The organism is Enterococcus larvae (assembly GCF_017830045.1).
GTDB classification, from domain to species: Bacteria; Bacillota; Bacilli; order Lactobacillales; family Enterococcaceae; genus Enterococcus_L; species Enterococcus_L larvae.
On record NZ_JAEDXU010000002.1, the window covers coordinates 349,797 to 373,708 of the forward strand.

18 protein-coding genes are annotated in these 23,912 nt (G+C 39.3%); 4 read left to right on the forward strand and 14 right to left on the reverse strand.

All coding sequences use genetic code 11. The features are described 5' to 3' along the window. Nucleotides 1-289 precede the first annotated feature (289 nt). Nucleotides 290-985: a 4'-phosphopantetheinyl transferase family protein gene (locus I6N96_RS05700; protein ID WP_209556551.1), complete on the forward strand. Its 696-nt coding sequence runs from the start codon at nt 290-292 to the stop codon at nt 983-985. Nucleotides 986-1,040: 55 nt separating this feature from the next. On the opposite strand, the gene I6N96_RS05705 is transcribed toward I6N96_RS05700, so the two are convergent. From I6N96_RS05705 to I6N96_RS05730, 6 genes are all read right to left on the reverse strand, one after another. Continuing rightward, nucleotides 1,041-1,754 carry an ABC transporter ATP-binding protein gene (locus I6N96_RS05705; protein WP_209556552.1) on the reverse strand — a complete coding sequence of 238 codons (714 nt, stop codon included), beginning with the start codon at nt 1,752-1,754 and terminating at the stop codon, nt 1,041-1,043. Nucleotides 1,755-1,903: 149 nt separating this feature from the next. Beyond that, nucleotides 1,904-4,390: an ABC transporter permease gene (locus I6N96_RS05710; protein WP_209556553.1), complete on the reverse strand. Its 2,487-nt coding sequence runs from the start codon at nt 4,388-4,390 to the stop codon at nt 1,904-1,906. A gap of 383 nt (nt 4,391-4,773) precedes the next feature. Further along, nucleotides 4,774-5,817: a hypothetical protein gene (locus tag I6N96_RS05715; protein WP_209556554.1), complete on the reverse strand. Its 1,044-nt coding sequence runs from the start codon at nt 5,815-5,817 to the stop codon at nt 4,774-4,776. 108 nt (nt 5,818-5,925) lie between these two features. Further along, nucleotides 5,926-6,501 carry a histidine phosphatase family protein gene (locus tag I6N96_RS05720; RefSeq protein WP_209556757.1) on the reverse strand — a complete coding sequence of 192 codons (576 nt, stop codon included), beginning with the start codon at nt 6,499-6,501 and terminating at the stop codon, nt 5,926-5,928. Nucleotides 6,502-6,670: 169 nt separating this feature from the next. Further along, nucleotides 6,671-8,581 (reverse strand): endonuclease MutS2, encoded by a 1,911-nt coding sequence (locus I6N96_RS05725; protein WP_209556555.1) that lies wholly within the window; start codon nt 8,579-8,581, stop codon nt 6,671-6,673. 266 nt (nt 8,582-8,847) lie between these two features. After that, the gene (locus I6N96_RS05730; protein WP_347339064.1) at nt 8,848-9,465 is read right to left on the reverse strand and encodes a uracil-DNA glycosylase family protein; all 618 of its coding nucleotides are present in this window, start codon (nt 9,463-9,465) and stop codon (nt 8,848-8,850) included. Nucleotides 9,466-9,670: 205 nt separating this feature from the next. Here I6N96_RS05730 and I6N96_RS05735 point away from each other — a divergent pair, with 205 nt between their 5' ends. Beyond that, complete coding sequence (locus I6N96_RS05735; RefSeq protein ID WP_209556556.1) at nt 9,671-10,204, forward strand: DUF2179 domain-containing protein; 534 nt, start codon at nt 9,671-9,673, stop codon at nt 10,202-10,204. A 160-nt stretch (nt 10,205-10,364) separates the two neighbouring features. Continuing rightward, complete coding sequence (locus tag I6N96_RS05740) at nt 10,365-11,300, forward strand: PTS sugar transporter subunit IIB (RefSeq protein ID WP_209556557.1); 936 nt, start codon at nt 10,365-10,367, stop codon at nt 11,298-11,300. On the opposite strand, the gene I6N96_RS05745 is transcribed toward I6N96_RS05740, so the two are convergent. The 8 genes from I6N96_RS05745 to I6N96_RS05780 all read right to left on the reverse strand — a co-directional run bounded on the left by I6N96_RS05745 (nt 11,260) and on the right by I6N96_RS05780 (nt 22,958). Then, a complete protein-coding gene (locus I6N96_RS05745) occupies nt 11,260-11,715 on the reverse strand; it encodes a helix-turn-helix domain-containing protein (RefSeq protein ID WP_209556558.1) in 456 nt (151 codons plus the stop codon). The two genes, I6N96_RS05740 and I6N96_RS05745, sit on opposite strands and share 41 nt — an antisense overlap. Before the next feature lie 77 nt (nt 11,716-11,792). Continuing rightward, nucleotides 11,793-12,692 (reverse strand): DUF1803 domain-containing protein, encoded by a 900-nt coding sequence (locus I6N96_RS05750; protein WP_209556559.1) that lies wholly within the window; start codon nt 12,690-12,692, stop codon nt 11,793-11,795. A gap of 87 nt (nt 12,693-12,779) precedes the next feature. After that, nucleotides 12,780-13,706: a manganese-dependent inorganic pyrophosphatase gene (locus I6N96_RS05755; protein WP_209556560.1), complete on the reverse strand. Its 927-nt coding sequence runs from the start codon at nt 13,704-13,706 to the stop codon at nt 12,780-12,782. Between the two features lie 264 nt (nt 13,707-13,970). Continuing rightward, a complete protein-coding gene (gene pflA, locus I6N96_RS05760; RefSeq protein WP_209556561.1) occupies nt 13,971-14,735 on the reverse strand; it encodes a pyruvate formate-lyase-activating protein in 765 nt (254 codons plus the stop codon). Nucleotides 14,736-14,896: 161 nt separating this feature from the next. Beyond that, nucleotides 14,897-17,143 (reverse strand): formate C-acetyltransferase, encoded by a 2,247-nt coding sequence (gene pflB, locus I6N96_RS05765; RefSeq protein ID WP_209556562.1) that lies wholly within the window; start codon nt 17,141-17,143, stop codon nt 14,897-14,899. Between the two features lie 269 nt (nt 17,144-17,412). Further along, nucleotides 17,413-19,878 carry a DNA topoisomerase IV subunit A gene (parC, locus tag I6N96_RS05770; protein WP_209556563.1) on the reverse strand — a complete coding sequence of 822 codons (2,466 nt, stop codon included), beginning with the start codon at nt 19,876-19,878 and terminating at the stop codon, nt 17,413-17,415. 483 nt (nt 19,879-20,361) lie between these two features. After that, on the reverse strand, nt 20,362-22,407 hold the full coding sequence (parE, locus tag I6N96_RS05775) for a DNA topoisomerase IV subunit B (RefSeq protein WP_209556564.1): 2,046 nt from the start codon (nt 22,405-22,407) through the stop codon (nt 20,362-20,364). Between the two features lie 125 nt (nt 22,408-22,532). After that, nucleotides 22,533-22,958: a CoA-binding protein gene (locus I6N96_RS05780; RefSeq protein ID WP_209556565.1), complete on the reverse strand. Its 426-nt coding sequence runs from the start codon at nt 22,956-22,958 to the stop codon at nt 22,533-22,535. A 299-nt stretch (nt 22,959-23,257) separates the two neighbouring features. Between I6N96_RS05780 and plsY the strand changes: the two genes are divergently transcribed. Further along, entirely contained in the window at nt 23,258-23,887 is a 630-nt protein-coding gene (gene plsY / locus I6N96_RS05785; protein ID WP_209556566.1) for a glycerol-3-phosphate 1-O-acyltransferase PlsY, read from the forward strand. The last annotated feature ends 25 nt before the right edge of the window (nt 23,888-23,912 follow it).

Consider the following 23,912-nt stretch of genomic DNA (forward strand, 5'->3'; position numbering starts at 1 on the left):
TATTAATGTTTCCGAAGGGTAATGACAAGTTTAGAATGAATCAGAACATTTACCAAACGTTATTTTACATTTGATAAGTAGAAGTATACATAAAATAAAAATGGAATTCAATATAAAATTTGCGTTCCTATGTAAAATAACAGTTTTCTTGTGTAAAAAATACTTTTTATAAAGATATGTAGAGTGTTCTGGTTTGTTAATGGTCTTAAGTTTAGCTATTTCATTTACATCTTGCTTTTAGAGAGAATTATATTATACTTTATGGGTATGCTTTTTTGGAGGTGATAAAATGATTCAATTATATGCTATTGATTTAAATAACTATAAAGAGATTGGAGGATATACGCGCTTCTTCTCTCTTTTAGATGAAGAGCGATTGTTGCGTATTCACAGCTTTGAATTTGAAAAAGATCGATTGGTCTGTAGTTTGGCTGGTCTGCTGCTGCACTATATCAGCAGAAATTGCTATAAGATGAGTGAGCTGGAAACAATCTTGGTATATAATTCTCAAGGGAAGCCGCAGTTTAAAAACAGCCCTTTTCACTTTAGTATCTCTCATTCTGGAAATTGGCTTCTTTGTGCTTGGAGTAATCAGCTGGTTGGAATAGATGTAGAAAAAGTAGAAGTTATTCCAGACTATCTTGATATAGCTAAACAATTTTTTCACCCATGTGAGTATGAGAACTTGAAGCAAAAGAATCCGGCAAAACAGCTTCAAGATTTTTACAAACTTTGGACTGCAAAGGAGAGTTATATCAAATATTCGGGAGAAGGCTTGAGCTGCCCTCTATCCTCTTTTTTTATAGATGAAGATAGCTATGGCTTTTTTCTGTCAGAACGTCCCTTACCACGATTTTATAGCGGCTGGTTGGATTCTGAACATCCATATACTGTTTACTCAGACGAACAAATAGAAAATGATTCTTTTGTCTTTCTTTCCGAATCAGCCTTTTCCTCTGGGTTGGAAGAACACTTGAAACAATAGAGTATTTAAATCACAAAAAGCGCAGACTTCATTTATCTGCGCTTTTTTATTATTTCTATCCTCTACCTGTCTGTTTGTGTTCGATGATCACGCCATCCTTCATGTGTAGAACGTGAGAGCCGTATTCAGCAGATTCCTCAGAGTGAGTAACTTGAACAATCGTCGTCTTCTCTTCTTGGTTGATTTTTCGAAGCAGCTCCATCACTGCCTGTCCGTTCTTTGAATCCAGATTTCCAATCGGTTCATCGGCAAGAATCACCTTTGGCTCAATGATCAATGCCCGTGCAATAGCGACCCTTTGCTGCTGCCCGCCTGACAGCTCATTAGGAAAGGCTTTTCTTTTATCCCTGATCCCGATTTTTTTCAGCAGCACATCTAATTTTTCCTGATAATCTTTGATGTTCTGTCCATCCAAGATTAGAGGAAGTAGAATATTGTCTTCCACTGTTAAGTTAGGAACAAGATTGTAAAACTGGAAGATAAAACCGATGTCTCTTCTCTTTAAAAGGCTTTTCTCTTTTGCAGACATTTGCCCCAGTGGTTTATTATCGATTGAAATCCTTCCGGAGGTTGGGTCATCCAACCCGCCAAGTATATATAAAAGCGTTGATTTTCCTGATCCGGAAGGCCCCATGATCGATAGGAACTGTCCTTTTTTTACTGAAAATGTAATATCCTTCAATGCATGAACTTCCACTTCTCGATTGACTTCAAAGGTTTTTTGAACATTCTCTACACGGATGATACTTTTTGATTTCTTCTTTTCCATTGGTTCGCTCCTTGCTCTTTATTTTGAGGAAAGTAATTGAGGCTCTGTTTTCGTTATATTGATAATCGTGCAGCATCAAGAGAAATAGGCAAAACCAAACAATTATTTCCCTTCCATGCCATGTTTAGTGTCAGAAAGCGCATGTGCCATTATTCGTATTTTAGTTCTTCAATAATAGTCAGTTTTCGCAGTTTCCATAACGCTGGTATTGAGGAAAGTATGACAATCAGCCATAGCAGAACAAATACAATCGGAAGATAACCGACATTGATCCTTATCGGGAAGTCTGTTTCCATCAATTGCCCCATGACTTTCTCAACTAAATGCGCCTCTGCAAAGGTTAACGGAACACCAATGATAAAAGTAGCCAATACTGTCAGTATTCCTTCGTAAAGCAGCATGCCTGTTAATTGTCCCTGACTCATCCCTAAAGAAGCATACAAAGCAAAATCCTTTTTTCTCTGAAGGAAACTAATTGTTGTATTACTGATGATACCGAAGCTGCCGATAATGATTGTCATTAAGGAGAACGCCTGAAAAATGGAAATCATCAATTCATTTTGTTCAGTATTTTGCTGTGTCTGTTCATCCTTCGTATAGACATCAGCTGTATAGTCATTCAATTCCTTTTTCAGAAGCTTCTGTGTTTCCTTTTGCCCCTTTGTTGAATTGAAGTAGTAATTCGTAGTTGTAGATGCCCGAAGGTTCTCAGGAATATTATCCAAATTCAGTAAAAAGTAGTTGAAGGAGGATTTGTTTTTATACAGTCCAACCAGCTTCATATCCTTTTGCTCATTTCCAAATGGGAATGAGATCGTATCACCGACCTTCAAGTTCAGTTTTTCTGCATAGCTGTAGGTCGTCATAAAGGAATTAGAGCCGTCTCCAAGCTGCTCGAAAACCTTATCAAAGCTTTTATCCTGCCAATCGATATAGGCATAGTAATTTCTATATGCAGTTGGATCATCAAAGGCAATCAAGTTGTAGGCATAATCATCGATTTTGATATTCGTCAGGATTTCGCTATGGAAATTACTTTCAATCAACCCTGTTTCCTGCAGTCGTTCTGTCACTTCTTCCTGTTGGCTGCTCAAACCGTTAGCTGGAACTTGAATATTCACATCATAGTGGTAACCGGCATAAACACTAGTCATCGTGTTTCTCATACTATTTTCAATCCCGTTGATCAGCAGCATGACCATCAAGCCTACTGTAAATAAAGTAATATTGCTTCGAATGATTTTCGATGTTCCCATATTTTGAGCTGAGAGTGCCAACAAGCTAAGCTTATTTTTTAATCCGGAGAACAAGCCGTTCATCATTTTCTCTGTCAGCTTCGGATAAATCAATAGGAAAGCGATGAAAACAAGTGCCAGTAGAATAACCACTACTATTACCTGTTCTTTGAACAAGAAATATCCGACGAATGAAACAACCATTAGCAGAACGCCTACAAAGAAGCTGCTCCATTTTACCTTCTTCTCTACCGCAAACTCATTAAGGATGACTTCCTTAACTGAGTAACGCTTCAGCTTCACTACCGGGATCAATACCGCAAGCAGACTTAATCCAATCGAAAAAATCAGCCCGGTAAGAATCAATGTTGGTGAAAATACTACAGCTTCATAGATGTCGTATTCTGCCAACGGAGAGGACACCCGATTAATAATAACTGTCAATCCATAACCGATAAGCACACCTAATACACCGCCGACGAATCCATAAATGCCGCTCTCAGCTAAAAATAGCAGACGAATCTGTCCATGTGTTGCGCCTTGACTAAGGAAGGTTCCAACGGTGTTCATTCTTTCTGTGATCGTCAATCTAAAGGCTCCGTTAATAATTAGAATGCTGGCTAGAACAACCATCAAAAACATGAAGGTAATGACCATCGTGATCTGATTGACGATCTGTTCCATTTGACCGGAATCATACACTTCTGCAGCTGTATAGTCTGCATTCTCCTTGTTGAACGCTTTGATGGCGTTAACAACCGAAGCTTTATCAGTTTCTACAAAGACAACTGTATAGTCTGAGCCTGAAATATCGGTTAAATATTCTTTTTCAAACAGGATCGTGTAGTTTCCACGAGTGTCGTTATAGAACATCCCCTGATTCTGAGCGATCGCCCCCACCTTTAATTCTTGGTCTTTGTCATTGATAGGGATAGTGATCGTATCTCCCAGCTTTAGCTTCAGCTCTTTGCTGGCACGTTGACTAATACTTATACTATCTTTTGACCAATCTGTTTCCTGTATCTCTGTAAATACAGCTTTCTTAGGGAAATCTTTTTCCTGTCTCCCTCTTAAAGTTAATGAAGTATCAAAATCAGCCTTGCTGTTCTTCAGCTTGATTTTTTGCAGAAGAATTTCGGGCACTTCATTTTTCATTTTCACAAAATTGAGTTCATTAGGGTCGATTCCGGCTCCTGACGAGTAGTCATTTTTTGTGATGGATACCTCTTTCCCTTCAAATGCTTCCATCTGGATTTTTTTCTGGGAATCCATTACTGTCTCAAAGGCTTTTTGACTACCGATAAATAAACCGGTGCTTAAAGCGATGGAGACAATGAGCATCAGCAATCTGCCTTTGTTTTTTATCATGCTCTTTAAAATATACTTGACCAGAATTCTCATAACCCGCTCCTTTCCTTCTTACATTCACAATTGTTAGTGAATGTTTTTCTTTTGTAATTAATTTATAACACAACAAAACAATAGTAACACAATGAAGAAGACTTTTAAATATAAATAACAAGCAATTTGTAAAATTAAATCACCTGAAAAGTTACCTAGCTGCTATTTCATTATTGAACAAAAAAAGAAGACGACCTTTTCATTTGGCCGTCTTCTTTGATTTAAAATTATCTTTTTTATCTTAACTGAGTTCCCTTGATCGCTGCAGAAAAACATTGACTTACAGTGCTTTCCCCATTAGCTTTGTTTAAAGCATAACAAAAAAATATAAACAAGTTCGGCTAAAAAGATAATGAAAACAACAGCTTAGAGGTATTTCTACCCTAGTCAGAGGTGGCAGAAGCGCCGGTCTCCTGAAGCAGCTGTTGAATATCCTTATTGATCTGCTGCCCTTCAGAAGAATCTGAATAGTGCTGTGTTATGTAGGCGATGAGGCTTTCTAACAGAACAGCTTGTTCATTTGTCAGTTTTTCAGGTATATGCTGAAGGTACGCTGCAATCAACTCGAGATCCCCGGCAACAAGCTCCAAGCCCACAATCGGGCCGCCTTCCATCAAAAGCTGAGAAAAGATGCCGGTGACTCCGTCAATAATTTCTTTCTCCAGAGGCTCTTTTTGCTCAAGCAGCAGCCGAACGTTCCCCTTTTCTAAACATTCGTGGCCTAAATACATATCTAAGCCTCCGTTTCTGCAGCCGTTTTTGACGATCCAATCTTGTTGGGCTTCATTCGGCTCTTCAATCATTGTTATACTATGCACTTTGCCCCAGCCTGTTAAGGCTTTAGCATAGTCGATACACAGCTCGTTAAATGAGTTCTCTTCAAGCTTATTCTTAAGTGATATTAGAGAGAAATAAGTAAATTCTTCATGGCGTCCGAGTGTCTTCAACATTTCAACCTGCTTCTCTCCATATGGTCCAATCAACGGCTCTGATAATACGATTCCTGACTTTACTGCTTCAACAGAAGCTGATTCTGCCATTAACAGCTGACAAAGCGCTGCGTATCGATCGATCTGATTGTTGACAAGCTCGGCATTTTCTAATATTTTCGGTGTCAAATTGGGTGCAGCAGTCACCGCTCTATAGTTACTTGAGTCGACGAAAGAAAGAATATCCTTGACTATTTTTTTGTCTCCGGTCAGCAAATACCCTCCAACTAAATCAGCAAGCGCTGCAGCTTCTGTCTCATCACCATTCCCCATAAAATGATAAAGCAGTGTACCGTCGGATGCTCCCGCAGCAAATCGCAGCTCGCCTTCTTTTACCTCTGTTAATTGAAACTCATTTGTAATACATTTGTTTTTCTCGAGTTCTGTTTGAATTCTTTGGTAAACCGATTCATTTTTTCGTTTGAACAACCTAAACATGTTCCACTCTCCTATTTCTTTCTCGTTTCATCCTCTTTGCTTATGTCAGTAAAGATCTGTAAGAAGCGGATCTTCGCTGTTGAAGCTCGAGCCCTTTAAACCCTTTTCTTAGCCTTTAACTGGTCGATAGCTCTCCAACAGGCAAAAAGACTCGTCGTCAGAGTCGTATTCATATTTGAGGATCAGGCAGTTTGGAATCCCCTTCTCCACTTCCGGTGCGGGATCTTGCCAATGGCTTAAGAACAGCATACTAGCACCTGCATGAGAGACTGCTAAAACAGTATGGTGATCCTCCTGCTTCATGATTTTTCGACAAGTATCTACTAATCTTGCTCGTGCCTGTTCATCTGATTCTCCTCCGTATTCAACAAAAAAACTGCTTTTATCTTCAGGATTCAAATCCTCACTCTCTCCTTCAAAAGTACCAAAGCTCATTTCTTTCAACCCTTTTAATCTAGTATAGGCTATATCACTGCCAACGGCGATTTCAAGTGTATCGCAGGCTCTCTCAGCCGAAGAGCTGTAGAAATGATCGAAAGTGATATCCTTTAAAAACGCTCCGGCGATTTCAGCCTGTTGAATCCCAACTGCTGTCAATGGAGAGTCGCAGGCTCCTTGAATCTTCCGTCTGATATTAAAAAGCGTCTGTCCATGCCGCATCATGTAAAATGTCTTTTTCAAAATTATTCCCCCTATACTTTATCCTTCTATTCTAATCCTTCATTCTTAGTCCTATACTATTAGTTTACCTTATTCAACTTAAGAAAAATAGATGAATAAATCTACTTCTAAGCAAAAAAACAAGTACACAGCTATGCCGGAAAATAAGCAGTAGCCATATACTTGTATCTATTTAGAATTCAGAAAGCTGTCTTCTCTCTTTCATCTCTTTATTCAACTTTTTATGTGCCTTTTTCGATCCACGTGCGAGATCCTTCTTATATTTTCGATCTGCAAATGCTTCAAATAAGGAATCAAGATCATAATCCATTGGATAAAGCTCTTCAGCTGTCGCAAGTAATGTCAGTCGTCTAAGCGGTGCTTCGATCATTTCTTTATCAATGTACACCTGTCCTTGATAGTCATCAATATTGGTGTAAAACAAACCGATTTTTCCAGTATCATTGACACGCACACGATCACCTTTAGAGAAATTTTGCTCCTCAACAGCATGAACGTTGTGTGTTGCTTGAGGTTTTGCCAGTTGTTGAAATTCCTGCTTGCCCAAATCGTACGTACGATTTTCCAAATATGCTGCTGCTTTAGCAAGCACTCGTTCATTGATTTTCATTTTATCTGCAATCCAGAAGGCATGGCTTTCACCAGTTTCGCCTAGAAGCAGCCGATATTTCGGTGTCAGTGTTTCTGCATCAAAAGCCATTCCAGCTGTTGTAAAGTCTTCATGCTTCAGTGCAAACTCCTTGATTTCACCGAAGTGAGTTGTGGCAATCAGGAGGCTTCCTTTTTTATACATTTCTTCCATCAGTGCTATGGCTAATGCTGCCCCCTCATTCGGATCAGTACCACTACCTATCTCATCTAATAGAACCAGCGTATGACGCTTCACCTGCTTGAGAATATCCGACAGATTTTGCATGTGACCGGAAAAAGTGCTTAGGGAATTCTCCAGGCTTTGCTGGTCGCCGATATCAATAAAGATATCATCAAAAACGGCAATATCTGTCCCCTCTTTACCTGCAACTAAGATTCCTGTCATTGTCATCAAAGAAATCAATGCGACTGACTTCAATACAATGGTTTTACCGCCGGCATTCGCACCAGTAATGACTAGTGCTCGATTTTCTATACCGAGATCCAAGGATAATGGTACAGGATCATTTAGAAGCGGGTGTTTGACTTGATTGAAAATGATTCGTTCTTCTTTGTTGATCACGGGCTTTCTCCCATCAATTGCTCGGCTGTATTTCCCGCGAGCAAAGATGATTTCCAACTCAGTAACAACATCGATACAATACGTGATTTCAGACATCCGCTCACCAATCAAACCAGTCAGATAAGCAAGAATCTGATAGACTTCTCCAACCTCAGCAGCTTTTTCCATAATCAGCTGATCATTGTACTTTCTTACTGTCTCTGGTTCAACAAAGACAGTTGTTCCTTTAGAGGACTGATCGACAATTGTACCCCCGATTTTTTGCTTATATTCTGCCTTTATCGGAACCGTGTATCGGTCATCTTTGATTAGGATCAAACGGTCCTGCAGCTTCGACTGATTTTGGCTATTGGCCATAAATTTCCGTAGCCGCTGATCGATTTCTTTTTCCAGCTTTGCAATTTGATTCCTGATTTGTTTCAGAGCTTTAGAGCTTTCACTCTTGACTCGGTTTCCTTGAACAGAGTCATAAATCGCTGTGCCGATCTCTGAAAAATCTGTAAGGTCATTTGTGTAGGAATATAGAATCGGCGTCTGGTATTGATTTTTTTCAAATAGCTTGGCAATCAAGCGAAAGCTTCTTAAGAAATCCGCATATTCGATCAATTCTCCAGGTTCTAAAACCATGCCTTTATTGATCTGATTGGTCAGCTGCTCGATCCTTGTCAGTCCCATAAAGGGTACATGTTGACCGCTGGCTAAAATTGTTACTGCCTCTTCTGTTTCATCCAACCAACGCTGCACGGTTGGTAGAGACGAAGAAGGTTCACGTTTGTCGATGGCCTTTTTAGCGTAGTTGCTAAAGGCGTATTTTTTTAATTCATTTTTTATTGTGTCAAATTGTACTGCGTTATATATTTTATTATTCATGATATCCATTCCTTTCATCAGAAGAGATACCTGACATATCGTCAACAAAATTATTCAAAAAAAGACGGTGAAATTCCACCGTCTGCATCATCATTCTTTATAATTCGACAGGTATCTCATGAGCACGACAAAAAAGCATTGCCTAATTGTCCTATTAATTTGCTTGATTAGATACCTAAAACACTCACCAAAATACCTCATTTCGTCTATTGAACAACTTTGTTCACAAAGAATATTATACTGGAAATTTGAAAAAATGCAATCCCTTATTGAGCATATGCAATCATCTTGGCAATATCCTCAGCGGTCATCTGTACCTTCGATTTTTCAATCAGCACATTTTTACCTGTCATGATATAGGCGGGGAAAATGCGCAGCTGATCAGCGTAAACCTCTCTGTTTCTGAGTTTGTAGGTGGACATAGATGGAACAGCATTCTTGCCTGTCTGTTGTTTGGACAGCATATTAAATGCCTTTTTTGCGATATCCCCGTTCAGCATCACTGCCTTTAAATTCGGAAAAAGCTGCAGCTCTTTTTTCAACAATGGTAAGAATTCCTTCACTTGATTGGTGCTGATGGCTGTTTCAGTCTTAGGGCGTTTTACCGCATTTGTGATATAGATTCCCAGAGTAACAATATCTTCAATTGTCTGTATATCAATACCTGCTTGTTGGAATAATGGGATCGTTGTTTCCATGTAGAAGGATCGCTCTTCAGGACTATAAAAATCATTTACGGGAGCGTCAGCCACAATTTCGTTGATCATCACTATTTTTATGGCAGCAGCATCTATCTCGATGTTTGGATAGTATGCTAAGATATTTGTTCTCTCTTTTGGAAAAACCTTTTCTGTTATCTCGTTCATCTCTGATTGTATGTTCACTTCTATTCCCCACTTTCACTTAGGAAGAACCATCATTACTGCCTCTTCATAGTAAGAAAATTATGTAATGGATGCTTTTGTTCAACAAGAGAACATGCACCTTTATTTTTTTATAAGTCAGAATCAAAAGACTCTCATTTTCTTTGACTTCTCATTCATTTGTTCTTATAATAGCCTAACATAAAAGGTTGAAAGAAGGATAAAAATGGTTGATTTGAAAATGCTTGCGATGATTTTTTTCATCAATTTTGCGTATATTACATTAAATACAATTCGCTTTATGCTCACAATGAAAGGGTATAGAGTCATTGCTCCTCTTGTTAGTATGGTGGAAATAACTATCTACGTTTTAGGTTTAAGCATGGTGCTGAACAGGCTGGATAATCCGTTAAATTTGGTTGTTTATGCCCTGGGTTACGCTGTGGGGATAAGTGTCGGGATAAAGATTGAGGATCGTCTTGCCTTAGGCTATATCATGGTGACAGTTATTCTCCCATCAACGACCAAGCAACTGAATCTTTCAGATTCTCTTCGTGAGCATGGTTATGGTGTGACTGAAAGTGTCGCTATGGGTCGAGATGGTGAACGTCTGGTCTTGGAGATTCTTTCTCCTAGAAAGAATGAGCGAAAGCTTTACCGTCTGATCAATGATATCGAACCTCGAGCGTTCATTATTTCTTATGAGCCTAAATATATATCCGGTGGTTTTTGGACTAAGAAAGTTAGAAGCCGTAATTGACTGGATGTCTCATTTTCCTGAAGCTAGTAGATCGATTCCTGATCACTAGTTTCTTTTTTTAGAGCTCCTCTCCCCTATTGAAAATAAAAGCTCTTTTCAAACGACTTATTGTTTGTTAAAATATATGTAACGAGTTAGTGACAAGAAAAGAGGTCTTCTTATGTTTATATATGTTGGCTGCTCCGGCGGAATGACATCCAGTATGTTTTGCCAGAGGATCATAAAGGCAATTGAGAAAGTAAACTCCCCCCTTAGAGCCGTTTATGACGATGTAGGTACGATTATTCGAAGAAAAAAAGAATTTGAAGGTCATTTTGATCTTGTTTTTGCTTATGGTGGAATTAATTATATTGAACCATATAACGCGTATGATTTTGGTACAATATTCGATGTGGTTTTTATCGCACCGCAAATGCGTCATATGACAAAGAGCAAGCAGGAAATATTGAAGGATTATCCAGTCGTTGTAAAAGATATTGGGATGAAAACTTTTGGAACCATGGATGGAGAAACAGCATATAATAATCTTCTGGATGAACTGATTGGTCTTGATTATGAACGTTCTTATGTCTCCATGAAGCATCCGGAAACAAAGAATGGCGATAAGAATATTGAATTATTGGTGCTCGGTGCCAATAAGGAAGATTCCTTCTTCAAGTCCTTCTTTGATTATTGGGGAGCGCGAGGTTTGCGGGTTCTTGTAGAAAGCTATTCATTGGAAACCCTCTACGATTTTCATCCGGCAGAAACATTTGATATCAGGGTTCTTTTTGGAAGTTCAGATTTAGTAAATAAAGAAGATTTTCCAAAGCTGACCAGAAGAATCGATAGTGTGATGATGATGCCGTTTGCAAATCCAACTCTTGAAAAGAAGAAGCAATGGTTTAGTGATTACCATATACCTGTATTCATCTTTAGTGCCAGTAATGTTGCAATAAAAAACGGCGAGGCTGACGCTCGCCGCTATGATGATATATTGGATGATATTGTTTATCAATCAGAATTCACACGAGAAATAAGTCCCGCAGAATGGGAAACGCCGCCGCCTAAGAAAATCAAGAAGACTGCCCTTTTTGGTTTGATTTCTTGGGAATAAAGGATCTTTCAGCTAATACGACCCAGTTATCCCATTTTTCTTGATTAGTAAACAAATACAAAACGAACTCTTTTCCTAAAATAGTTTCTTTGATTTGAAGCTGTCTTTGCTCCTTGAATGCAAAGGCAGCTTGTTTTTCTACCTCTTGAAATGCTGTTGAAGATCGACCCTCCATAAGTGCTGAATAGACAAGCTTCTGTTCGAGTATAAGCGGTTCTCTTTCTGCAGAAGTAGGGATTGGCCCGAAAACTCGAGTCATCGCTTCATAGGTAGTCAACCAGACTGTTCCGCTTTTCCTGATCTCATCCTCATGAAATCGTCCTCTAGCGACAGCCTGTCTCAAGGTGTTTCCACCAGCCAGCTGCCATTTCTCTGCTGCTTCTGTAAAGGTCAGTACCTGACTTAAATCGACCATCCCTCATCTCTCCTCGCTTTTGGTTTGTTGGATTAATCCTGTTTAACCATTAGTTTACATAATATTATTATAGTTAACTAAATGATCAAGTAGCTTAATGATTCATTCTCACCCATAACTACTGATAGACAATGTTGATAAAACTGAAACTTGTTGAATACCCGCTGATTGCTATCTTCGATCTGGTTATAGTATACCAAATCGGTAGTTAGATCCATTTCTCCTATCTGCTGATTCTGAATAACAGGTAATTTAAGCTGCCAGCCTTCTTCTGTCCTCGCCAATTCGTCCGTCAAAACTAAAGCTTCAAGAAAAATATTTCTCTTATCAGCTATCCGTCTATTTTTTAGAACAGCACGAATGATTCGATAAGACTGAGCGGCGAAATACTGACTATCAACATCACCAATCAATTCCTGCAGAGGTTGAAATACCTCTGGAATATTTTCGCCGGAGGTCTCCTCCATCATTGCAAAATAAGTAGGAAAATCAAGTGCTGCACTCTCTTTTGGATGAATTGAGACAAACTGAAGCTGATCATTACCGCATTGCTCTTTTACGAAAAACAGCTGCGGTTTCATCTCTTCTTTATAATGAACGCCAAAGAAATAATCTTCTTCGCTTTCAAATAGCTGTTTCCAGACTATTTCTCCATAAAAAAGATTTGGCTCCAGCCCTGTATTCTTTTGAACAAAAAGCTGAGCAGACTCTTGCACTTGTTCTATTGCATCGGCTTCAAAAAAAGGAATTTCCAGATAATACCGACGATCCTCTCGACGGATTAATTCAAAATCAATCATTTCTTCCAAAAAACGTTCGAAATTTCTTTCCTGAAAAGCTTTCTTTAGCTCTCTCAAGATGGTCTCTTCTTTTTGGTGTTCGTTGAAGTAAGCAACAATTTGATGAAATAATGGATTCTTTACAAGCTTTTCTAATTTTTTCTGCTGCTTATGTTGAAAATAATACATAGTGGTCATTTTCGCTGCTCCTAACACCTGTTTTTTTCTTCATACATAGAAAAGCGAGGCTCAACCATTTTGATCAAAGCCCCGCCGTCTATTTTCTTAGTTAAACGCTTCAGTTAACTGCGGTACAATTTGTTTCTTTCTTGAAACGACGCCCTTAAGGAATGAACGATTGTTTTCCAGAGTGATGTTAAATGCTTTTTCAACCTTATCTAAAGATTGTCCGATCACTAGCAGCTCAGAGTCGCTGTCTAAGATGTTTGTGATGATCAATAGAAACATTTCATAGCCATTTGCAGCGATTTCTGCATTCATAGCCGCTTCCAGCTCATCTTGACGACTAAGAACATCATTAAAATCAACTGTATTTATTTGAGCAATACGCACATTCTTGTCTCCTAAAGGAAAGCTTTTTGCATCAAGATCAAGCAACACTTCAGCTGATTTATCACTTAAATTTGTTCCAGCCTTCAGCATGTCTAATCCATAACCATTCAAGTTGATTTCAGCAATGTCTGCCAGTTCATCAGCAGCCTTGATGTCCTCTTCTGTACAAGTTGGAGACTTGAACAATAATGTATCGGAAATGATTGCAGAGACCATCATTCCGGCAATCTGAGTAGGGATCACGACATTGTTCTCTTTAAACATTTTGAAAATGATTGTACTTGTACAGCCCACTGGTTCTGCACGATAATATAAAGGATCTGCTGTTTCAAAATTAGCGATTCTATGGTGATCCACAACAGCAAGAATTGTTAGATCCTTGATATCGGAAACACTTTGCTGAAATTCGTTGTGGTCAACAAGCATCACTTGATTGGTTTCTTTACCAGCTTCTTCGATCGCTCGTGGTGCCGGCACATTGAAATAATCCAGTGCATATTGTGTTTCTTCACTTGGTGCTCCCAGAGCAACAGGAACCGTGTTTTTCCCTAGTTCTTTTTGTAAATAAGCAAAACTGATTGCTGCACCGATCGCATCTGTATCGGGGTTTTGATGACCAAAAACAAAAATTTCTGACATGTTTTTATACACTCCTCGTAGGTATTGACCTTGATTTAGGAAAACTGACACAGCAGTTTAAGGTCTTGTTGATTAGTGTCCGTCGTTTTAGATAGGAAATGACTACTAAAACAGGGTACACTTTATCATTCATTACTAATAATAACAAAAATCGAAAAAAGAACAACAATTTTATGAGTTTTCTTCTGCTATTTCCACTTAGAAATCAAAAAAACTGCAACAACATGCTGATCCATGAGCTGCAGTTTTTCACTGTTCTTCTTTCTAACGATTCAGATAGCCTTTGTAATCATTCACGTGAAGAAGTGTTTTAGCATTGGTCACTCTATCTTCTGTTGGCGGATCGATTCCATCAAGTGGATACGCCAAGCCAAGATCGTCCCATTTGTATTTACCCATTGTATGATAAGGCAGAACCTCTACTTTATCGACGTTGTTCAGGGTTTTGATATATTCGTCCAAACGAATCAAATACTCATCATAGTCACTACGCTGAGGCACTAACACGTGACGAATCCAAACCGGCTGATTGATTTCAGATAAATATTGCGCCATATCCAAGATATTTTCATTTCCTAGTGAAGTCAGCAGCTTATGCTGTTCGTTGTCAATGTGCTTGATATCAAACAAGATCAAGTCAGTATACTTCATTAATTCCTGAAATTGACTGAAAAAGGGCTCTTCTCTTGTAAAAGGTTTACCGCAGGTATCTAAGGTCGTATTGATTCCTTGTTCTTGCGCCTTTTTAAATAGCTCAGTCAGAAACTCCATCTGCAGTAATGGCTCTCCCCCACTTACAGTAATTCCGCCTTTGTCTCCCCAATAAGAACGATATTTCATTGCTTCCGCAAGTACCTCATCTGGAGTAACTTCTTTCCCGCCGGAACCGATTTTCCAAGTATCCGGGTTGTGACAAAATTGACATCTCATGCGACAGCCTTGTGTAAAGACAATAAATCGTACACCGGGGCCATCAACGGTACCAAAATTTTCTGTAGAATGGATTCTACCTTTTACTGCTTCAGTCATAATCTTTTCTCTCATTTCTTAAGGAAATAAAGTCCGTACATTCTTAATAATGCCATTCCCTATTCCCTTTTAATTAAAAAAGCCCAGAACAAAATTAGTTATAAAATTGTCCTGGGCTGCTATTATTGATCAATTTGATACAAACGAATAATCCTTACTGATTACAGTTTGTCGTGTGAAGTTCTTGAAATAACGTCTGCTTGTTGCTCAGGAGTCAAGTCACGGAATTTCACGGCATATCCAGATACGCGGATTGTCAGGTTAGGATATTTTTCAGGATTCTTTTGAGCGTCTAACAGTAATTCATTTGTGAATACGTTAACGTTCAAGTGGTATCCGCCATTATCAAAGTATCCGTCCATTACGTTACGCAGGTTGTCGATTCTTGTAGAGTCGTCTTTACCTAAACCGCTTGGATTGATTGTTTGTGTATTAGAAATACCATCAAGTGCACATGTGTATTCCAATCTAGCTGTTGAGTTCAATGATGCTAAAAGACCATTTTTCTCGCCTAGGAATTTACCGTCGCGGTAGCTTGGGTTAGCTCCTGGAGCTAAAGGTTTACCAGCACGGCGTCCATCAGGAGTGTTACCAGTTGCTTTACCATAAACAACATTAGACGTGATTGTCAATAATGAAGTTGTTGGGCGAGCATTACGGTAAGTATGCTGACGTTTGATTTGAGTCATGAAGTACTCAAGAATCCAGTTAGCCATTGCATCTGCTTCTTCGTTGTCGTTTCCGTAAGTTGGGAATTCGTTTTGTGGTACATAGTCAACTGCTAATCCATCTTCGTCACGAACAACTTGTACATTACCATGTTTGATAGCCATTACAGAGTCAGCAGCGTGAGAGATACCGGCAATACCAGTAGCAAACGTACGTTGCAGATCACTGTTCATGAATGCCAATTGAGGCGCTTCATAAGCATATCTGTCATGCATATAATGGATAACATTCAATGTATTTACATACAGTTCAGCTAACCAATCCATGATATCTTTGAATCTGTCGATGAACTCATCGTATTCCAATGTTTCGCCAGTCATAGGACGGAACTTAGGAGCAACTTGCATCTTAGTCTTTTCATCAACACCACCGTTGATTGCGTAAAGAACAGCTTTAGCCAAGTTTGCACGAGCGCCGAAGAACTGCATATCTTTACCCATTACTGTTGCGGATACACAACATGCGATCGCACAGTCATCAGATCCCCAGTTAGCACGTAGTAAGTCATCATTTTCAAACTGGATTGAAGAACTTTGTTTCGCAATTTTAGAAGCGAATGTTCTGAATCCTTCTGGTAAATGAGAAGAATACAATACAGTCAAGTTTGGCTCAGGAGATGGTCCCATGTTTGTTAATGTATGCAGGATACGGAAATCACTCTTAGTTACTAATGAACGTCCGTCAAGTCCCATACCAGCAATAGATAATGTTGCCCAGATTGGGTATCCTGAGAATAATTGGTTGTATTCAGGCGTACGCGCAAATTTAACCATACGTAGTTTCATGATCAAATGATCGATCATTTCTTGTGCTTCGAATTCAGTGATCGCACCGTTATCAAGGTCACGTTGAATATAGATATCTAGGAATGCAGAGATACGCCCGATAGACATAGCTGCACCATTTTGTGATTTGATTGCACCAAGGTAACCGAAGTATAACCATTGGATTGCTTCTTGAGCGTTAGCAGCTGGTTTAGAAATGTCACAGCCATAAGTCGCAGCCATTTTTTTCAAGTCAGCCATTGCTCTGATTTGTTCAGAGATTTCTTCTCTTAAACGGATAACATCATCTGTCATCACTTTGTTACCAGTGTTGCTTAAGTCTTTCATTTTTTCTTGCATCAAGCGGTCAATACCGTAAAGAGCGATACGACGATAGTCACCGATGATACGTCCACGTCCGTAAGCATCTGGAAGACCTGTGATGATTTTATTTTTACGTGCAGCTCTCATTTCTGGAGTGTAAGCATCGAATACACCTTGGTTATGTGTTTTTCTCCACTCAGTAAAAATTTTAGTCATTTCATCGTCAACTTCAAAACCATTTGAAGTTAAGGAATTGTTCGCCATGTTGATTCCGCCGAACGGCATGTAAGCTTGTTTCAATGGTACATCAGTTTGCAGACCAACGATCTTTTCTTCTTCTTCGATCAAGTAGCCTGGTGCATGTGAAGTAATTGTCGCAGGGATATTTGTATCCATGTCGTACACACCATTTTTCTCATGCTGTACTTCAAATAATTCTTGTAGTTTTGTCCATAATTTGTCAGTACTAGGTGCAATCGGTTCTAAGAAACTATCATCACCTGTATATTCTGTATAATTTCGTTGGATAAAATCACGTGTATCAACTGAATGTTGCCATTTTTCGCCTTTAAAGCCTTTCCATTGCTCCATGTTGTGCCTCCTTAAAATATGCTGTTAACAAACTATAACAGCTTTATGTGACAAGTATAACACATAATCGATTTTATGCAAGCCTTTACTTGTTATATTTTTCCTTATTTATGATAATATTTATAAAAAGCTCCGATTATTGTTGATATTACAGCGTTCTAATTTCGTGAACATTTTCACTTAATTTGTTTCTAATAAATTTCATCTGTTTTTTTCTGTTTAAAAAACACCCCAAACTGTACTAATACAGTTTGGGGTGTTTCATAATTTTATAGAACAGCGTCGCCTTCTATTTCAAGATTGACCAGCTGATGAACTTCAGCAATGCCTACCTCTTCTTTTTCATTAATAACAAATGAACCATTTGAGCTGCGGTCATTTATCGGTGCATTTGCTGAATCAATGAGCAGTCGTGTGCCTTTTTGTGTAACTAGGAGAAGCTGTTTCTCCTTCTGACTTTCGCTCATGAAAATCACTCGATGCGGATTGCTCTTCAGCTCTCTAAGAACCATCAACCCTCGCTTCGCACGCCCCAGCTGATTCAGCTCTTGTGCAAGCATACGCTTCATACTTCCTCTTTGAGTAAGGATTGTGATTGGTGTATCGCCTTCTTTGTATACAAGCAAACCGTTCACAACAAAATCATTTTCTTTAAGATTCATGGATTTAACACCGGCAGCCTTCGCTCCCACTACAGGAACTTCTTCCAGCGAATAGCGCAAACCAAAGCCTCTGTGACTAACAAGGAATATATCCCATAGCTCTTGATCGCTTACCAAAGTAACATTCACGATTTCATCACTGTCGGATTTTAGCTTCATGCATGAGGCTGGACGGCTGCGATATGTTCGCCATGGCTCGAAATCAGACATCTTCGTCTGCTTGATCATCCCTTCTCTGGACATAAACACAAAGGTAGCCGCAGGATTGATTTCTTTATAGGTATAAACAGCAATAATCGACTCATCGATTGCCATACCTCCGATTGTCTGAGAAATATGCTCTCCAATATCCTTCCATCTCAAATCAGGAAGCTCATGGATTGGACGATAAATGACATTCGCCTTATTTGTGATCAACAGTAAATGATCCAAAGTATTAGCTGCTCCCACAAAAATCGGGAAGTCCCCTTCCTTCATCCCCAGTTCATCCGGTTTTGAAGCAGAATAAGAACGAACGCTGCTTCGCTTCACATAGCCTTCTTGAGTTACTGAAACAACAACATCTTCCTGAGTAACCAGAACTTCGGTTTCAATCTTGATTTCTTCAATTTCGTCTTCGATTTTTGTCATTCGTTGTGAGCTGTATTGTTTCTTCACTTCACGCAATTCCTTTTTCATAACGAAAAGAAGCTTCTTCTCATCATTCAAAATACTTGTCAGCTCAGCAACTTCCTCATTCAAAGCCTGTGCCTCTGCTTCCAATTGTGTGATATCTGTATTAGTCAAACGATAAAGCTGTAACGTGACGATTGCTTCAGCCTGTGCTTCAGAAAAAGCAAATTCATTGACCAGATTGTCCTTGGCATTCTTTTTATCTTTACTTCCTCGAATCGTTGCAATCACCTGATCCAAGATTGATAATGCTTTGATCAAACCTTCAACGATATGCTGACGCTTTTTCGCTTTTTCAAGCTCAAAACGGCTGCGATTTGTAATCACTTCTTTTCGATGAGTGATATAGCTCTCAAGAATTCGCAGCAGACCAACTTGATGTGGTGTCATTTTGTCGATAGCAACCATGTTGAAGTTATAATTGATTTGCAGCTCAGTGTTTTTGAAAAGATAGTTCAGGATTCCTTCTGCATTGGCATCCTTTTTAAGTTCAACCACCATTTGCAGACCTGTTCTATCTGATTCATCTCTGACTTCAGCAATACCATCAATTTTTTTGCTTAAACGGATTTCATCAATTTTTTTGACCAATACAGCTTTATTGACCTCATATGGGATCTCTGAAACAACAATTTGCTGTTTTCCGCCTTTGATGTCTTCAATTTTTGTCTTCGAGCGTAGGATGACTTTTCCTTTTCCAGTCTCATAGGCCTTTTTGATTTCTTCTTTTCCTTGAAGAATCCCTCCCGTTGGGAAATCGGGACCCGGAATGTATTCCATCAACTTATCCAAAGTGGCTTTTGGGTGATCAATCAAATAAATTGTCCCATCAATAACCTCTTCAAGATTGTGCGGTGGTATTTCTGTAGCATAACCGGCAGAGATTCCTGTTGAACCATTGACCAGCAAATTAGGATATCTAGCTGGGAGAACAGTCGGTTCTTTTTCTGTGTCATCAAAGTTCCAGACAAAATCAACGGTTTCCTTCTCGATGTCCTGCAGCATTTCTCCGCTCAGCTTTGATAGTCGAGCTTCCGTATAACGCATTGCTGCGGGCGGATCACCGTCCATACTTCCGTTGTTTCCGTGCATCTCAATCAAAACTTCTCTAAGCTTCCAATCCTGACTAAGACGTACCATTGCTTCATAGATACTACTGTCACCATGGGGATGATAGTTACCCATGATATTCCCAACAGACTTAGCTGATTTTCTAAATCCCTTGTCAAAGGTATTTCCATCTTTATTCATTGAAAAAAGAATTCTTCGTTGAACCGGCTTCAAGCCGTCGCGAATATCCGGTAATGCTCTTTCCTGAATAATATATTTGGAATAGCGGCCAAAACGGTCGCCCATTACTTCTTCAAGAGTCAGCTCTTGAATTTCCTGACGTGTATCCAAAACCGTCAACTCCTTTTGTTCTTTGTGGAAACTAGCCAGGTAACTATCTAGTTTCTCTATTTTGGAGGTCCGATGTCCTCTATCTCTAGGTTCTTTTCTATACTAGAATAGAGGCACTCCTTTATGTTGTTGAGGAAATCAGTCAGGTAACTTCCTGATTTCTCCATTTTTGAGGTCCGATGTCCATTATTTCTAGATGTTCCTACACCAGAATAATGGCACTCCTTTTATTCTTAGTAGAAACCAGATAGCTATCTAGTTTCTACATTTTGGAGGTCCAGTGTTCATTATCTCTAGATGTTCCTATACCAGAGTAATGGTCCCTTTTGTTCTTAGTTAGAAACCGGTCAGATAATAACTTTGTCATAGCACAAAGCGATCTGTGGGAGGGTTGCTCCAGTTTTTTGGGATTTCTTTATTCTAGTGGTGTACATGAAAATGTTTAGCTCTTCATGTACAACTACGATTTAAACTTAGAATAGTCTATTCTATATCAAACAAAGAGATTTCTTCGCTGGTTGCTGCTTCTGTTTCAGCTATTTCTTCTGTTGGTTGGGCAGCGATCGCTGTTTCTTCGTCTTGCTTATCAAGGATGCTTCCTTCTTCTTCCATGGTAAACTGTACGTGTTTTTCAATCCATTCACGCCTTGGTGCTACTTTATCCCCCATCAATGTGCTAACGCGTCGTTCCGCTTTATCATCTTCATCGATGTTTACTCGAATCAGCGTTCTTGTTTCAGGGTTCATTGTTGTTTCCCACAATTGGTCGGCATTCATTTCACCCAGCCCTTTGTAGCGCTGCAGCATATAGCCTTTTCCAATTTTTTTCGTTGCAGCTTCTAGCTCATCATCTGTCCATGCATATTCAAGAACTTCTTTTTTGCCGGAGCCTTTTGATACTTTATATAAAGGAGGTAAAGCAATATACACCTTACCAGCTTTAATCAGCTGCTTCATGTAGCGATAGAAAAATGTCAGAAGAAGTACTTGGATATGGGCACCATCGGTATCCGCATCGGTCATGATAATGACTTTATCGTAGTTGCAGTCCTCAACAGAAAACTCAGCACCAACGCCGGCACCAATCGTATAAATCATTGTGTTGATTTCTTCATTCTTGAGAATATCCTGCATTTTCGCTTTCTCAGTGTTCAACACTTTTCCTCGCAATGGCAGGATAGCTTGGAATTTTCTATCTCGTCCTTGCTTCGCTGAACCACCGGCAGAATCTCCCTCCACCAGATACAATTCATTCTTCTTCGGGTTTCGTGATTGTGCTGGAGTCAGCTTCCCTGACAACAGCGACTCACCCTTTTTCTTTTTCTTGCCGTTTCGGCTTTCTTCTCTTGCCTTACGTGCAGCCTCTCTTGCTTCACGAGCTTTGATAGCTTTACGGATCAGCATTTGGCTCATATCATTGTTTTCCTGCAGATAGAACACCATCTGCTCTCCTACAGCGGTATCTACAGCATTCCGAGCTAAAGGAGTACCTAGTTTTTCCTTTGTCTGTCCTTCAAACTGAAGCAGATTTTCAGGGACACGAATAGATAGAATAGCAGCTAAGCCCTCACGGAAATCACTGCCCTCTAAATTCTTGTCCTTTTCTTTCAATAAGCCAACTTTTCTCGCATACTCATTGTAGGCTTTAGTCATGGACATCTTCATACCGACTTCGTGTGTTCCGCCGTCTTTTGTACGAACGTTATTTACAAAGGATAGAACATTTTCAGAGAAGCCATCATTATACTGATAAGCCAATTCCACTTCAATGCCGTCTTTTTCTCCAGAGAAATAAACGACAGGAGTCAGAGAATCCTTATCTTCATTTAGATATTCAACAAACTCTTTGATTCCTTCTTCATAATGAAATACTTCTTCCTTCGGTTCATCTTCTCTCAAATCAGCCAAGATGATTCTGACGCCTCGCAGAAGGAAAGCGGACTCTCTTAAACGCCCGGCAAGTGTTTCGTAAGAAAATTTAGTTGTTGAAAAGATGCTGGCATCTGGAAGAAAAGTTACTGTTGTCCCATTTTTCTTTCTGGTTTTCCCGATTTTCTTCAATGTACCAACAGGTTTTCCACCATTTTCAAATCGTTCCATATATTCAACGCCATCTCGAACAATGCGGACCTCTAGCCATTCAGATAAAGCATTTACCACACTGGCACCTACTCCATGGAGGCCGCCGGAGGTTTTATAACCACCTTGTCCGAATTTACCACCCGCATGCAGAACAGTAAAAATCACCTGAACTGTAGGTATTCCTGAAGCATGCATACCTACTGGCATCCCACGTCCGGAGTCCGCTACCGTCAGACTGTTATCCTTATTGATCGTAACCTTGATCTCTTCACCATATCCGGAAAGAGCTTCATCGACTGCATTGTCGACAATTTCATATACCAGATGGTGCAAGCCGCGACTATCTGTTGAGCCGATATACATTCCCGGCCGTTTTCTAACAGCTTCAAGGCCTTCTAAAACCTGAATAGATGAATCATTATATTCATTCTTTACCTTTTTTACCAAAGAAAAAACTCCTTATACTTGGATTCTCATAGCATTCAAGCCACATCATTACAATAATACTCTAAAAGCTCTCAAAAAAAAAGAGCTTTCCGTTCGGGCTGCTCTTTCTTAATAATATACGCAAATTAAGAAGACATTTTTGCAAGCTCAATTTTAATACAACGGTTCATGATGATATCATGTCTGCCGGCATTTTTCAACAGCTCTGCTGCCTGTTCGCTCTCTAAGCCCAATTGAGCCCAAAAAACGTGTGCATCTGTTTTCAAAAATTCTTCAGCAACCTCTGGAAGAAATTCACTTCTTCTAAAAACATCAACAATATCGATTTTTCCTGGAACGGACATCAAGTCCGGATATACCTTTTCGCCTAGAATTTCCTGCCCTGCTAATACAGGATTCACAGGTATGATTTCATAGCCCTTGTTTTGAAGCAGCTCAGCAATTTGATAGCTGGTACGTTCTTCTTTGTTGCTTAACCCTACAACTGCGATCCGCTTTGCTTCTCTCAAATAGGAAAAAATCTGTTCATCTGTTGGATTTTGGAATATCATGATATAACCCCCTGTTTTTCTTGATATTTATGAATGTATTCCTTTACTGGTTCTTGTCAACATATACTAAGATAGCATTTTTTTCTGATTTTGAAAATGATTTCCTTCTTTTTTAGCATATATAGTACTATTCATTCCTTAGAAAGCTGGCTCTTTTTCACGATCAGAATGCCCTTGCTGACAGGAATCTGTCGATGATCAATTAACCCAACTCCTCTTCCTTGAAAAATTCATGATTGTTCCTGAAAATTTTTCATGATAAAATGGGGATTAGTTTGAATAAAGAAAGGGGCAAAAACATGAAAGTAGCACTATTACTAGTCATTGCCTATCTATTAGGCTCTATTCCTTCAGGAGTATGGGTCGGGAAATTATTTTTTAATAAAGACATTCGCCAGTTCGGAAGCAACAGTACAGGAACAACAAATACATTTCGGGTTTTAGGAAAGAAAGCCGGGATTGCAGTATTGCTGATGGACATTTTAAAAGGAACTTTGGCTACCTGCCTCCCTATGATTTTCTCACTCTCTGTTAACCCGCTTATCTTTGGGGTTGCGGCTGTTTTAGGGCATACCTTCCCTGTTTTCGCTAAATTCAAAGGTGGTAAAGCCGTTGCAACAAGTGCTGGAATGATTTTAGGCTACAGTCCTCTGTTTTTCGTTTACTCGGCTTCAATTTTTGTTATCACTTTGCTTGTATCTAGTATGGTCAGTGTTACCAGCATGGTGAGTGCTGTGTTGATTACACTTTCTACTATTATTCTACCTTTTATCTGGCCAGCAGTCTTACCGCACTTCGATTGGCTTCTGACAGCAATTGCAGCTGGTTTGACAGTCTTCATTTTTATTAGACATAAAGAGAATATCAGCCGGATTAAAAATGGAACAGAGAATAAAGTGCCGTTTGGGCTTAATAAGAAAAAAGAATAACGAAGCTTTATACTGCCTCCTGAAG

Coding starts and splice junctions, on each gene's coding strand:
- pflB (WP_209556562.1), bottom strand. CDS start 17,143: ATGGAGCAATGGAAAGGCTTTAAAGGCGAAAAATGGCAACATTCAGTT.
- I6N96_RS05715 (WP_209556554.1), bottom strand. CDS start 5,817: ATGTTTAGGTTGTTCAAACGAAAAAATGAATCGGTTTACCAAAGAATT.
- I6N96_RS05745 (WP_209556558.1), bottom strand. CDS start 11,715: ATGGTCGATTTAAGTCAGGTACTGACCTTTACAGAAGCAGCAGAGAAA.
- I6N96_RS05740 (WP_209556557.1), top strand. CDS start 10,365: ATGTTTATATATGTTGGCTGCTCCGGCGGAATGACATCCAGTATGTTT.
- I6N96_RS05750 (WP_209556559.1), bottom strand. CDS start 12,692: ATGACCACTATGTATTATTTTCAACATAAGCAGCAGAAAAAATTAGAA.
- pflA (WP_209556561.1), bottom strand. CDS start 14,735: ATGACTGAAGCAGTAAAAGGTAGAATCCATTCTACAGAAAATTTTGGT.
- I6N96_RS05705 (WP_209556552.1), bottom strand. CDS start 1,754: ATGGAAAAGAAGAAATCAAAAAGTATCATCCGTGTAGAGAATGTTCAA.
- plsY (WP_209556566.1), top strand. CDS start 23,258: ATGAAAGTAGCACTATTACTAGTCATTGCCTATCTATTAGGCTCTATT.
- I6N96_RS05780 (WP_209556565.1), bottom strand. CDS start 22,958: ATGATATTCCAAAATCCAACAGATGAACAGATTTTTTCCTATTTGAGA.
- I6N96_RS05725 (WP_209556555.1), bottom strand. CDS start 8,581: ATGAATAATAAAATATATAACGCAGTACAATTTGACACAATAAAAAAT.
- I6N96_RS05700 (WP_209556551.1), top strand. CDS start 290: ATGATTCAATTATATGCTATTGATTTAAATAACTATAAAGAGATTGGA.
- I6N96_RS05710 (WP_209556553.1), bottom strand. CDS start 4,390: ATGAGAATTCTGGTCAAGTATATTTTAAAGAGCATGATAAAAAACAAA.
- I6N96_RS05735 (WP_209556556.1), top strand. CDS start 9,671: ATGGTTGATTTGAAAATGCTTGCGATGATTTTTTTCATCAATTTTGCG.
- I6N96_RS05755 (WP_209556560.1), bottom strand. CDS start 13,706: ATGTCAGAAATTTTTGTTTTTGGTCATCAAAACCCCGATACAGATGCG.